Genomic DNA, 12,987 nt, shown 5'->3' with positions numbered 1-12,987 from the left:
CAGATCGGGACCGAATGGAGGAGAATAAGCATGCGCGTTTCAACGAGAACAGGGGTCGCCACACTGGCCATTTTGCTGGCCGCGACCGCGCCCGTCGCGGTGACGGCGCAGTCGAGCAATGGCGATGCCAACATCGTCGTCACCGGGGTTGGCATGGCCAAGGGCCCCGAAATCAAGGGCATTATTTCCGCGCGCGACGATGACCGGCTGAAAATTGTTGCCGCCGACGGATCGAGCACAGTCGTGACCATTACCGACGCGACGCGTATTCGCGCTGGCGGCGGCCTGTTCAGCGGCAAGAGCCAGCGCGGCAGCGAAGCGCTGCTCAATGGCCTGCCCGTCACCGTGAAGACGCTGCAGTCGGCCGAGAGCGGCCTGATCGCCAGCCAGATCACGTTCCGCAACAGCGATTTCAAGACCGCAACGATGATCCACAATGGCACCGACCAGCGGTTTGCGCGCAACGAGGCCGCCACCGAGGCGCTGCGCAGCCGCGTCAGCGACATCGACAAATACAACATCAAGCGCACCACCAACGTCTATTTCGACACCGGCAAATGGCAGCTGACGCCGCAGGCGAAGTCCGAGCTGTGCGCCACCGCGACCGAAGCCAGTGCGACCGACAATTCGCTGATGCTGGTACTCGGCTACACCGACGATGTCGGGAATGAGGAATATAACCAGACGCTGAGCGAAAAGCGCGCCAGCAGCGTCATCAACTATCTGCAGCAGGCGTGCCGCTGGGCTCCCTATCGCGTGCTGACGCCCGCCGGCATGGCCGAATCGGACCCGGCCGCCGACAATACGACGGCCGAAGGCCGCGCCCAGAACCGCCGCGTGTCGGTGAACGTGCTGGTCAGCAAGGCGGTTGACGTCGACGCGCCGCAAGTGGCGATGCGCGACCAGTAAGCGCTGGTTCGGGCGGGACGGCCGAGATGCCGTTCCGCCCGATGGCCGCAGCAAGCAGCGGCAATTGCGGCGGGTGACAAGCCCCCAAGCCCTCGTTACATTCCCGCCCGTCAGGCACAGGGACTCGCGCCTTTTTGGTGACGGGACCGGCCCGGCATGAATGCTGACGGTCGCCAGCGAGGGTTATGCGCGCCGCCCGCACCGGGCGCGCGAAGCGATGGGGGCCATGCAGATATGTCCGACAAGAGCGGCAAGACCAAAGCATCCGACCTGTTCGTCCAATGCCTGGAAGAAGAAGGCTGCGAATATATTTTCGGCGTTCCAGGCGAAGAAAATCTCGACTTTCTGGACAGCCTGTCGCGATCCAAGAAAATCAGGCTGATTCTGACCCGGCACGAGCAGGGCGCAGGCTTTATGGCCGCGACCTATGGCCGCCATACGGGCAAGACCGGCGTGTGTATCGCCACGCTGGGCCCCGGCGCGACCAACTTCGTCACCGCTGCCGCCTATGCGCAGTTGGGCGGCATGCCGATGATGATGATCACCGGGCAAAAGCCAATCAAAAAGTCGAAGCAGGGCCGGTTCCAGATTTTGGACGTCTGCGCGATGATGACGCCCATCACCAAATTCACCCACCAGATGCACAGCGCCGACAATATCCCGAGCCGCGTGCGTGAAGCGTTCCGCATCGCCGAAGAGGAAAAACCGGGCGCGGTGCATATCGAGCTGCCCGAGGATATTGCCGACGAATATACCGACAGCGTACCGCTGCACCGCAGCCATTCGCGCCGTCCGAACGCGGACGCCAAATCCATCCGCGAGGCGGTGAAATTGCTGGAGGGCGCCAAATCGCCGGTGCTGGTGATCGGCGCGGGCGCGAACCGGACGATGACCAGCCGTATGCTGCTCCAGTTCATCGAAAAGACCGGCATCCCGTTCCTGACGACGCAGCTGGGCAAGGGCGTGATCGACGAGCGCCACCCGAAGTTTCTGGGCTGTGCCGCGCTGTCGGCGGGCGATTTTGTCCACCGCGCGGTTGAGGCGTCGGACTGCATTGTCAACATCGGCCATGATGTGATTGAAAAGCCGCCCTTCTTCATGCGCGAAGGCGGGCCGACGGTGATCCATGTGTCGACCAAGACCGCCGAAGTCGATCCGGTTTACTTCCCGCATGTCGAGGTGATCGGCGACATCGCCAATGCCATCTGGCAGATGAAGGAAGACATCGTCCCCAGCGGTACGTGGAAATGCGCCGACCTGCTGCGCTTTCGCCAGGGCGAGGTGGATCATACCGCGCCGCTCGCCGCCGATGCGCGCTTCCCGATATTCCCGCCGCATCTGGTGCAATCGATCCGCGACGCGATGCCCGACGATGGCATCATCTGCCTGGATAATGGCGTTTACAAAATCTGGTTTGCGCGCGGCTACACCGCCTATCGCCCCAATACCGTGCTGCTCGACAATGCACTGGCGACGATGGGCGCGGGGCTGCCATCGGCGATGATGTCGGCAATGCTCTATCCCGACCGCAAGGTGATGGCGGTGTGCGGCGACGGCGGGTTCATGATGAACAGCCAGGAAATGGAGACCGCGGTGCGGCTGGGGCTGAACCTGACCGTGGTGATTTTGAACGACAGCGCCTATGGCATGATCCGCTGGAAGCAAGCCAACATGGGCTTTGTCGATTTCGGCCTGACCTATAACAACCCCGATTTCGTCAAATATGCCGAAAGCTATGGTGCACACGGGCATCGGGTGGAAAGCAGTGCGCATTTGCAGGAGCTGCTCGCCCATTGCCGCGATACGCCGGGGGTGCATTTGATCGACTGCCCGGTCGATTACAGCGAGAATGACCAGATTTTGAACATCGATATCAAGCGGATATCGAAGGAGATGTGACATTCATTTCCTGTTCCCCGGCGAAAGCCGGGGCCCAGGGTCCCCAGGCGCCACGGTCGTTCAACCCAGCCCTGGGCCCCGGCTTTCGCCGGGGAACGGAGAATATGCTCGATGAAACTTAACCTCACTTACCCCCTTTACCTCAACAACAAGGCAGCGCAGCCGAACACCGATCTGGCCGTGACCGACAAGTTCACCGGCGAGGTCGCGTTTCGCACGGCGCTCGCCACGCCCGATGTGATCGATGCGGCGATTGCCGGCGCGGTGCGTGCAGCGGAACCGATGGCCCGAATGGCGTCCTATGAGCGGCAAGCGGTGCTCGATCATTGCGTCATGCGCTTCCGCGAGCGGTTCGACGAGCTCGCCTATGCGCTGTGCGTTGAGGCGGGGAAGCCGATTGCCGATGCCGAGGGCGAAGTCACGCGGCTAATCGACACATTTCGCATCGCCGCCGAGGAGGCAACGCGCAACTATGGCGAGGTTCAGCCGCTGGACATTTCGCCGCGCGCCAAGGGCTATTTGGGGATGTGGAAGCGCGTGCCGATCGGGCCGTGCAGTTTCATTTCGCCGTTCAATTTTCCGCTGAACCTGGCGGCGCACAAGATCGCGCCGGCAATTGCGGTGGGCTGTTCCTTTGTGATGAAGCCCGCGTCGCTGACCCCGCTGGGCGCGATCATCATGGGCGAGGTGCTGGCCGAGACCGATTTGCCCGAGGGCGCGTTCAGCATTTTGCCGGCGAGCCGCGACGGAGCCGACCTGTTCACGACCGATGACCGGCTGAAGCTGCTGTCCTTCACCGGGTCGCCGGGTGTCGGCTGGGATTTGAAAGCCAAGGCGGGCAAGAAAAAGGTCGTGCTCGAACTCGGCGGCAATGCGGCCGTGGTGGTCGATCAGGACGCCGACCTCGATCATGCGCTGGAGCGCATCATTTTCGGCGCCTTCTATCAGTCGGGGCAGAGCTGCATCGGCGTGCAGCGGATCATCATCCACGCGAGCATCTATGACCAGTTCCGCGACATGCTGGTCGCGCGCGCCAAGACGCTGATCGCGGGCGACCCCAAGGACCGCAAGACCTTTATCGGCCCGATGATTTCCGCGAAGGAAGCTGCGCGGCTGAAAGGCTGGATCGACAACGCGGTGGCGGGTGGTGCGCGGCTGCTGTGTGGCGGCGGGTGCGACGGCAATATGCTCGAGGCGACGCTGCTGGAAAATGTCGATCGCAGCGCCGATGCGTACCGCGAGGAAGCGTTCGGGCCGCTCGCCATATTGTCCAGCTTCACCGACTGGGACGCCGCGCTGGCCGAAGTCAATGACAGCAAATTCGGGCTGCAGGCCGGGCTGTTCACGCGCGATTTGCACAAGGTGCTGGAGGCATGGGATCACCTCGACGTCGGCGGCGTGTGCGTGAACGATGTGTCGAGCTTCCGCGTCGACAATATGCCCTATGGCGGGGTCAAGGACAGCGGGCTGGGGCGCGAGGGCGTGCGGTTCGCGATGGAGGATATGAGCGAAATCCGGAATTTGCTGATTAGGCGGGTTTAGTACTCCCCGTCATTGCGAGCGAAGCGAAGCAATCCAGAGCGGTGTGACACCCAGATTGGCTTTGGGGCCGCTCTGGATTGCCGCGTCGCTACGCTCCTCGCAATGACGCAGATAGACAAGATCTGGGTGCATGCCCGAACCGCCTCGGGTCAGTCGGGCGAAGCAAAAGCACCGTTTCCAATGAAGCCGATCCTCATTTCGTTCCTCGCGCTCACCAACATAATTGCGGAAATCAAGCAAGAGTAACGCTCATGGAATTTGTTGAAGTCATGTACTGCTTCTGGCGATGGTTGAAACGCGAGCGCGCCGCCGAAAGGTCGGATGGCCTCTCCCTTTTCCAAGCCGCAATGGACTTCGATAGCCTCGGCAAAAAGAGCGTCAGTCAAAAATTCTGCGCGTTGGGGAAAACCCTTGAGCAAACCTCGCTTGGCAAGTTCGGCCTCGGCATCTTCGATCATCTTGGGACGATATAGTTCGGTCAAAAACGCGTTGTAGCCGCTGCTCAGCTCTTGGTCGTCAAACGTCACGACCTCGTTTCCCGCCGCGGCACGGATACACGGATACATGTCCGGTGCAACGTTTGCCGATCGATAGATAACCACCTCATATGATTGCAGGTAATCCTCGAATTTCACTGTGAAACCATGATCAGTCAGACCGCAATCCAGCAGTTTCTGAGTGACGACTTGTTCATAGGGAAGTGGTGGCTCTGGGATGACGTCCATCTGCTCAATAAAGAGCATCCACGAATGACTGCAATAGGATCATTTCCGCTGCAGGCGATTTTTGCCGCCAAGTTACCGAAAGCAAGTGTCGCTCGGCGACTTGGACTGGTGCATTGGTCTCAATACCCCGCCGCTTGCCCGTCCTTGCGGAACTCGCTCGCGCCCCAATAGACGCCGGTTACGGGGTCGCGCCAGATGGCCTGATAGCCGCCATAGGGGCCGACGCTGTATTTCACGATGTGGCCGCGCCGTTTGAGCTCCTCGGCGATTGCCGTGGGCACGCCGCTTTCGAGTTCCAGCACGCCGCCGTCGGTCATCGGCTTGCCACCTTCGGGATCGGTCGAGCCGTCGTGGTGGAAGCGCGCGGCGTCGCCGGCCGCCTGCACCGTCATGCCGAAATCCACCATGTTGACGACGATCTGGGCGTGGCCCTGCGGCTGCATGCCGCCGCCCATCAGGCCGAAGGACATCAGCGGTTTGCCATCCTTGGTCAGGAAAGCGGGGATGATGGTGTGGAAGGGGCGCTTGCCGGGAGCCCATTCGTTGGCGTGGCCGCGTTCGAGCGTGAACTGCGCGCCGCGATCCTGGAACATAAAGCCCAAGGTTGCGCCCTTGCCGTCATCGGGGATCAGGCCCGAACCCATGCCGCGATAGTTGGACTGGATCAGGCTGACCATCATGCCGTTTTTGTCGGCGACGGTCATATAGATGGTATCCTTGGCCGCGCTGTCGATGGGCAGGCCCGGCATGTCGGTCTGCGCCGCCTTGGCCATATCGATCATCGCGCGCTGGCGCGCGGCGCGGTCTTTGCTCAAGAGCTCGGCGAGCGGGATTTTGGCGAAGGCGGGGTCGGCATAGAAGCGCGCGCGGTCGGCATAGGCGGCTTTTTTCGCCTCGACGAACACATGCCAGAAATCGGGCGAACCGCGCCCCATGGCTTTCAGGTCAAATCCTTCGAGGATGTTGAGCATCTGGAGCGCGGCGACGCCCTGTCCATTGGGCGGCAATTCCCACACATCAACGCCGCGATAGTTAGTCGAGACGGGGTCGACCCATTCGCTTTTGTGCGCGGCAAAATCGGCGAGGCGGTGCGGCGCGCCAATCCGCTGGAAATAGCCGTCCATCGCCTGCGCCAGCGTGCCTTTGTAAAAGGCGTCGCGGCCATCCTTGGCGATGGTCGCCAGCGTACGCGCAAGATCGGGGTTTTTGAAAATCTCGCCCTCCGCCGGAGCCTTGCCACCGGGCAGGAAAACGCGGCGCATATTGTCGATTTCTTCGATCGCGCCTTCCTTGAACAGCCCTTCGAACCCCGCCGTGTTGGTGGCCCAGTAGCGGGCGATCAGTTCGGGCACCGGCGCACCATTTTCGGCATAGGCAATGGTGGGCGCCAGGATGCGCGCCATCGGCAGCGTGCCGAATTTCGCGTGCAATTCGAACCAGCCGTCGACCGCGCCGGGGACTGTGACCGACGCTGCGCCCCAATCGGGGATGGTGCCCGCCGTGTCGCGGCGCGACAGCGGCTTGGTGGAAACCCACTTGCGGAACTGGTCGGCCGTCATCCCGCGCGGCGAGCGGCCCGAGGCGTTGAGGCCGTGGAGCTTGCCGCTCTTGGGATCCCAGATGATCGCGAACAAATCGCCGCCGATGCCGTTGCCGGTGGGTTCGAGCAGCCCCAGCGCGGCGTTGCCGGCAATGGCCGCGTCAACCGCGCTGCCGCCGTCTTTCAGCACGTCGAGCGCGATTTGCGTCGCGAGCGGGTGGCTGGTCGCGACCATACCATTTTGCCCCAGCACCGAGGAGCGGCTGGCGTGCGGCGCGCCCGAATAGCGGTCGCCCTGGTCTTTGGGCGCGGTTTGCCCAGCGAGTGGGGTGGTGAGGAGGGATAGTGCGGTGAAAAGTGCAATTGCGCGCATGTTCAAACTCCCAAAACCCAACCCGCGTCATGCTGAACTTGTTTCAGCATAACAAGCGACATCGTTTCGTTATGCTGAAACAAGTTCAGCATGACGAGGGGGTTGGGTCACGATGGGGGAGAAAATCAAAACGCCTTGCGCAGACTGATTTCCACGTAACGGCCCTGCGGGTCAATATAGCCCGGCTGATAGCGCAGCGGCACCGTGCCGCTGTTGTCGGTAATCCGCCGCTGCGCATCAAAGATATTGTCGACCGTGAGCGCGAGCCGAAAGCCCTTGAGCCAGGGAGCGACCTTCATGATGCCGGGGCGGCTGCCGAAATCGGCAAAGGCGCGCAGGTTGAAAGTGGCGAGGTCGCCAAATTCGAGATCGCTGCCCGTCAGTCCGCCATCGACGCGGCTGCCGCTGTCGAAGCGGCCCGAAAAGCGCATTCCCAGTCCATTGTTGAAGATACCGCCGTCGAGTTCGAGCGCGTGGCGCGCCGCGCCGCCGCCTTCACCCACCGCCGAACCATCCAGCAAATCCAGTTCGGGTACGCCGGGGCGGATCAGGATGGTGTCGTCGAATTTGACGGTGTGATAGAGCGACAATTGCCAGCGCCCCCCACCGGGACCGCCCATCATCCGGCCAAAACCGCCGCCACCGCCGCCGCGCCCCGCTCCCGGGGGAGGGCCGCCAGCGGGGCGTTGCCCTGCACCCGGCGGGGGACCGCCCGCGCCGCGCGGGCCGCCACCCGGCGGGCCACCCTGCGCGCCGGGGCCGCGCTGCGGCTGGCCAAAGCTGCGCCCGAAATTGATGCCCCAGCGCAGCTGCGTGGTTTCGGTGCGGTCATAGTTAACCGGGCGCAGGTCGAGCCGCACCAGCTGGCCCGACGCATCGCGCGTGACGCGGTCGGGAAAGGCGGCCTCTATCTCTGGTGTCAGGATCGGGAAGGCGTTGGTGGTGTCGTTGCTGCGGTTGCGGTTGACCTGCACCGACAGGCCCAGATCGTCGATCACCTGCCAGTTCATGCCAAAGCGCAGGTCGCGGCGCTGTTCGGCGTTGAGCAGCGGGTTGCCGCCCGACACGGTTTCGATGAACACGGTTTCACCGCGGGCAAAATCGAAATAGGCGACCTGCGGCGTGACCAGCGGGGCCGCACCCAGCTGCTGGATCCCCGGCGCGGCCTCGTCGCTGTTATAGCCAAGGTTAAACGACAGGTTGCGAGCCACCGACCAGTTGAGCCCGGCGCCCCAGCTTTGCAGCCCGCCGAAATCGGACACATCGCGCAGGCCAAAGCTGGCGTTGAGCGACAGGCGGCCAACGTTGGCAATGCCATATTCGGGGTCGAGCAGCGGTAGCGAAATGAAGCTGTTGGCGCCGAACACATCGCGCGCCAGATCGGTCGTGGTCACCACGCCGCTGCGGTCCGAGCGGCTGTCAAAGCGCAGCCCGTTGTAATCGCCGCTGAAGGTCGTCTGGATCGGCCCGGCCCATCCCTCGGTAAGCGTGCCCGACATGGTGGCATTGCCATTAAAGGCCTGCTGACTGCTATCAAAGCGGTCGGGGGATCCGGCGAGCCGGTCGGTAAAGATGCGCTGGTCCGCGTCGCTGTAATTGCCCGACAATGTCCAGCGCCATTTGCCAATCCGGCCGTTGGCGCTCGCCCCGCCAGACAGCGTGCGGTTGCGGCTGTCGCGCTCGAGCGGATCGGCGACGCCCCCCGCGCCTGGGCCAAGCAGGCTGAGATTATCGGTCTGCTCAAAGCGGCCGGTGAGCGTTAGCTGGGTCAGCTTGTCGAGCGAATAGGCATAGCTGACGTCGCCGATATAGCGGTCATAGGCGGGCAGCAGGCTGCGCGCGACGGTGTCGGCGGCGTTGCCGCTGACCGGGGTGAGGTCGCGCTCCGCCTCGGTCAGCAGGCTTTCGGTTTCATAGGTGGCGTTGACATTCAGCCGCCCCTTTTCGCCGATGGTCAGGAAATTGTTGTCGAGCTCGAACCGCTGGCGCCCGCCCTGGGTATAGAGGCCATATTCGGGGTCGATGGCGAGCTGGCGAAAATTGGGCTTGAGCACGAAATTGACGACGCGCTCGTCGGCCGAATAGCCAAATTGCTGCGCGACCTCTTCGGGGAAAACCTCGACCTTGGCGATGGCGTCGGGCGGAATGTTGCGAATTTCGCCAAAGCCCGAGACGCGGCGGCCATTGACCAACACGATCGGCTGTCCGCCGCCGCGACCACGCCCCGAGCGTGTCTGGGGTGACAGCGCGGCGAGCAAATCGGCAACCGACGTGGCGCCATAACTGGCAATGGCGGCTTCATCGAGTTCAATCTCGGCCGGCACGTCGGTGTCGAGCTGGCCCGAGAGGCGTTCTGCGGTGACGACAATGTCGTCATCGTCGAGCTCTTCTTCGGCAGTCGGCGCGGTTTCCTGCTGCGTGGCAGGCGGCGCCTCGGCGGGCGCGGCGATGTCGGCATGGGCCGGCAGCGCGCATCCCAACGCGGTGGCAGACAGCAGCAGCCGCATCATGCGGCGAAATCGGTTCGGAAAAGCCATGGGGAGAGTTGAGCCCTTTGTTCTTGACGGGCGCTCTTGTGCTGCGCCAAGCCCCGCCCTGTCCATGGCCAAACCCTTGGCAAGGCGGGAGGTTCCCTTGGGCTAGGGGCAAAATGTCGCAAAAACATGGCAACGAGCCGCTGCTATTGGGCGGTGCCGATTTCGTCGCTGCATTTATTCAGGATCGCCGCACGGTCACACTGGCCCCGCGGCACCCTACATCCGGGTCCAATTTTCTCCGCCCGCCAGCCGCAGTTGCACACCGGACGGGAAACCCAAAATATTCGGGTCGGCCTTGGTAATGACCAAAATGCCGCCCGGTGTCCAAGTCGACCGCACCTCGCCATCATAGACGTTCAAATTCAGCGACTGCCCGCCGCTGGCGTTGACGATCCAGGTGCCCCCCGACAATTTCGGGCTGAAACCGCGCAGCACAACCATGCCAGGTTCATAGCCATTGTCGCGGCCCCGTTGTCCCACCTGGACGATGGTTCCGACGATGGTTCCATCGGGCGTCAGGACCGTTTCGATCACGCTGCCTGAGCGCCCGCCGGACCAGCGGCCCAGCAGCAATTTGAACTTTTCGCATTCACCCGCTCGGGGATTGGGTGCAGGCCGCAGGCACACGTCTTCGACCGCCGGCGTGCCATCCGATGCCGTTGCCCCTGGGGCAGCTGTCGGGGCAGTGGCGGTGAGCGCCGGATCATCCGGGCAAACTGGCGCTGGTGGATTGGCAACCAAGTCCCGTCGCCGCATCAGCAGCATTTTCCGTTTCTTGCTTTTGGTGGCGGCAATGGCGCGATCAAACGCCAACAACAGACGTTCCTTTGAACCATTTCTGCCGCATTGATCGCGATATTCGCCGACCAGGTCCTCAAGGGTCCGTGTTTGCCCCTGCGCGGACGCCGGGGATGTTGCAGCGGTGGCAGCGAGCGTGGCCATTGCGATGATGAAGCCCAGTTTTTGCATCGGCTAGTCCCTTTTTCAGAAGCGCAGATTGAGACCGACAGCGGCATCCCAGGCCTGCCAATCCTGCGTGGTCAGTCGGGTGGTCCGGCCGTCGAAGAACACTTGATCGCCCGAATTTGGGTTTTCGATCGCCCCGACATCGGAACGATATTCGTAGCGCAGACGGCCGCTTATGCTCAGCGTATCGCTCAGATGATAGTCGATGGCTGCGACGCCCTTGAACCGTCCGCCCCAGCGATCGTCTTGCTCGCGGAAGGTCAGGGTGAGATCGCGATTGCCCACTGGGCCAAAATTCGCGCTGTTGCGCTCGGTGCCAACGAACCGGGTATCGACGCGATAAGGGCCGCCGCTTACCTGAAGCTTGAAGTCGGCATCGGGGCAAATTTCGAAACCAATCTCGCCGCCGAGCGCCAGGCCAAAATAGTCCTCTTCCAGCCGCTGCATGCGCATCTGGGCGAAGTTGAAGGTAAATCCGGACGACGCGCCACTGGATGCAATTGCCATGTCATAGTCGCGGACACTGTGCGTGTAATCGACGCCTGCGATGAGCCGCGCGGAAAAATCTGCACCGGGCGAGCTGGGGATGGTCCAGCCAAGCTGCGCTTCGGCGCCCCATTCTTTGAGGTCAACCGTTGCAGCCCCCGTGCCGCCAAAGCCCGCGATGATGCCCGATGATCCGTTTGAAAGGCGCCCGTAAACGATTCCGGTATCGACCGGCTGCCCGGCGCTGGTCGCGGGCGAATTGATCGCCGTTTCCGCATCACCCTTTGCATAACTGCCCCCCAGGGTCAGATCGAATTCGGGTGTAAGCTTGGTTTGAAAACCTGCGCTGATGCCAAGACCGTTGACGCGGTGCCGCGTTTGTCCGGCAAATCGTTCGGGCGCTGTGCCGGGCGCCCCATCGCGGCGCACGCCAATTCCCATCTGCGGAATCAACGCGGCAAGATAATAGACCTGCACCAATATGGCGGCCCTTTTGGCGAGACGCGCCCGGCGGTCTTGCTGCAAGACTGCGACAGCTGCGAGCGGAGACCCGTCGGCAGGCAACTGTCCCACGGGGCCAGCCTTCGGCGGTTCGGGCTGCGGCTTGGGACATTCCGATGGCAGCTTGGCCGAATAACGACGATAAAGCTCGCGCAGGTCAGCAAGCTTTGACGGGTCGGTCTCGACCGAGATCCGCCGCTCGATTTCATCGACCAGTTCGCGCTTGAGCCGAAAAAATTCCGAGCGATTGCCGCATTCGTCGACATTTTTGTCCAGCCTTTCGCGCAGCACATCCAGCGATGTCCGGCTCGGCGCGGTTTCGCCCATGTCGTCCATGATGCTGGATGGTGGCCCGTCGGACTGCGGGGCCGCTGCGGCGGGGGCGGCCTGATCGGGCACGGGTTTTCCTGCGCCGTCGCACGGTCGCACCGGCCTGGCAGCAATCGCATCGCGCCGCGCCAGTAAACGGTCGCGCCGTGCCGGATTGCGCTCGGCGTCGATGATGCGCTGCAGCGCCACCAGCAACCGCTGCTTTGCGGCTTCTTGTTCGGGGCCGCACAAGGTTGCGGCATATTCGATCTGCAGATCCTCTAATGTGCGCGTCTGTCCCGGTTCTGGCGCAGCCACGGGCGTAGCGGCCGCCGGCGGTACCGCAGGCGGCGGGCAAGGTGCATTCAAAATTGCCTGGGCCCGCGCACGCGTCTCACGGGTTCGTTCAGGATCGCCGCCGAGGCCATTTCCCTGCGCCTGCAACTTCTCCAATTCTTCGATAATCTTGACGGCGCGTTTCAGCCGATCATCGCGCCTTTCGCACTGTCCGGCCAGCCGCGCGGCTTCTGCCGCCGCCAGCGCCTCTTCTATTGCAGCACCGGCCCTGTTCAGCCGACCCAGTACAGTGGTCCCATCCATTTGCGCATGGGCCGGATCCGCCCCGATAACCAGCAGAGCTATGGTCGAAACGGTCGCCGCAAAACGAAGCATCACGCTGCCCTCCATTGAACATGGTCTCGACGGGCAGGCCTAATTGGTGCGGGAAAGCCCCGCATGATACGAACATACTATGCGCAAAAATTATCTCAGAAATCGGTGAGCAATTTGACCAGTTCGGCCTGGCGCCGCACTCCGGCCTTTTCAAACACCGTCTGCAACTGGTTGCGCGCGGTGTTGCGCGACACGCCGCGTGCCGCCGCATAGCCGCCAAGATCGCCACCGTCGGCGATGTGCAGCGCCAGCTGCGCTTCGGTCGCGGTCAGGCCAAATTGGGCCTGCAGCCGTTCGGCGCGCGCCGATGGTGCATCTGGCACATCAAAAATCAGCGTGATCCCTTCGGCAGCATAGTCGGCGGCCATCCCGGTAACGATGTCCACGGTCCGCCGTAACGCTGAGGGATAAAGACGCGCATAGTCGGTCACCACTGCCGAGGCGGCGACGTGTTTTTCGACGGCGTTGCGGTCGGTTCCCTTGAAGCGCATTGCCAACCCCCAGCTGAGATGCCAGCCTATGGCAAAA

9 protein-coding genes are annotated in these 12,987 nt (G+C 62.7%); 3 read left to right on the top strand and 6 right to left on the bottom strand.

Annotation, left to right across the window (positions count from 1 at the left end; all coding sequences use genetic code 11):
* Positions 1-30: 30 nt before the first annotated feature.
* The 3 genes from AC2TC0_RS06050 to AC2TC0_RS06040 all read left to right on the top strand — a co-directional run bounded on the left by AC2TC0_RS06050 (position 31) and on the right by AC2TC0_RS06040 (position 4,350).
* Positions 31-909: an OmpA family protein gene (locus tag AC2TC0_RS06050; RefSeq protein WP_484716618.1), complete on the top strand. Its 879-nt coding sequence runs from the start codon at positions 31-33 to the stop codon at positions 907-909.
* A gap of 234 nt (positions 910-1,143) precedes the next feature.
* The gene (locus AC2TC0_RS06045; protein ID WP_484716617.1) at positions 1,144-2,808 is read left to right on the top strand and encodes an acetolactate synthase large subunit; all 1,665 of its coding nucleotides are present in this window, start codon (positions 1,144-1,146) and stop codon (positions 2,806-2,808) included.
* A gap of 111 nt (positions 2,809-2,919) precedes the next feature.
* Positions 2,920-4,350 carry an aldehyde dehydrogenase family protein gene (locus AC2TC0_RS06040; RefSeq protein WP_484716616.1) on the top strand — a complete coding sequence of 477 codons (1,431 nt, stop codon included), beginning with the start codon at positions 2,920-2,922 and terminating at the stop codon, positions 4,348-4,350.
* A gap of 149 nt (positions 4,351-4,499) precedes the next feature.
* Here the strand turns inward: AC2TC0_RS06040 and AC2TC0_RS06035 are convergent, their stop codons facing one another.
* The 6 genes from AC2TC0_RS06035 to AC2TC0_RS06010 all read right to left on the bottom strand — a co-directional run bounded on the left by AC2TC0_RS06035 (position 4,500) and on the right by AC2TC0_RS06010 (position 12,950).
* Positions 4,500-5,093, bottom strand: a complete 594-nt coding sequence (locus AC2TC0_RS06035) for a hypothetical protein (protein WP_484716615.1) — start codon at positions 5,091-5,093, stop codon at positions 4,500-4,502.
* Positions 5,094-5,194: 101 nt separating this feature from the next.
* Positions 5,195-6,988, bottom strand: a complete 1,794-nt coding sequence (locus tag AC2TC0_RS06030) for a gamma-glutamyltransferase family protein (RefSeq protein ID WP_484716614.1) — start codon at positions 6,986-6,988, stop codon at positions 5,195-5,197.
* Between the two features lie 125 nt (positions 6,989-7,113).
* Positions 7,114-9,498 carry a TonB-dependent receptor plug domain-containing protein gene (locus tag AC2TC0_RS06025; RefSeq protein ID WP_484716613.1) on the bottom strand — a complete coding sequence of 795 codons (2,385 nt, stop codon included), beginning with the start codon at positions 9,496-9,498 and terminating at the stop codon, positions 7,114-7,116.
* Between the two features lie 243 nt (positions 9,499-9,741).
* Positions 9,742-10,494: a hypothetical protein gene (locus tag AC2TC0_RS06020; RefSeq protein WP_484716612.1), complete on the bottom strand. Its 753-nt coding sequence runs from the start codon at positions 10,492-10,494 to the stop codon at positions 9,742-9,744.
* A gap of 15 nt (positions 10,495-10,509) precedes the next feature.
* Positions 10,510-12,462: a hypothetical protein gene (locus AC2TC0_RS06015; RefSeq protein WP_484716611.1), complete on the bottom strand. Its 1,953-nt coding sequence runs from the start codon at positions 12,460-12,462 to the stop codon at positions 10,510-10,512.
* Between the two features lie 92 nt (positions 12,463-12,554).
* The gene (locus AC2TC0_RS06010) at positions 12,555-12,950 is read right to left on the bottom strand and encodes a helix-turn-helix transcriptional regulator (RefSeq protein ID WP_484716610.1); all 396 of its coding nucleotides are present in this window, start codon (positions 12,948-12,950) and stop codon (positions 12,555-12,557) included.
* Positions 12,951-12,987: the final 37 nt, after the last annotated feature.

The sequence above is a fragment of the Sphingopyxis sp. sgz302558 genome (assembly GCF_057220455.1).
Note: the sequence above shows the minus strand (reverse complement) of the source record. Positions and strands in the feature narration are given on the sequence as shown.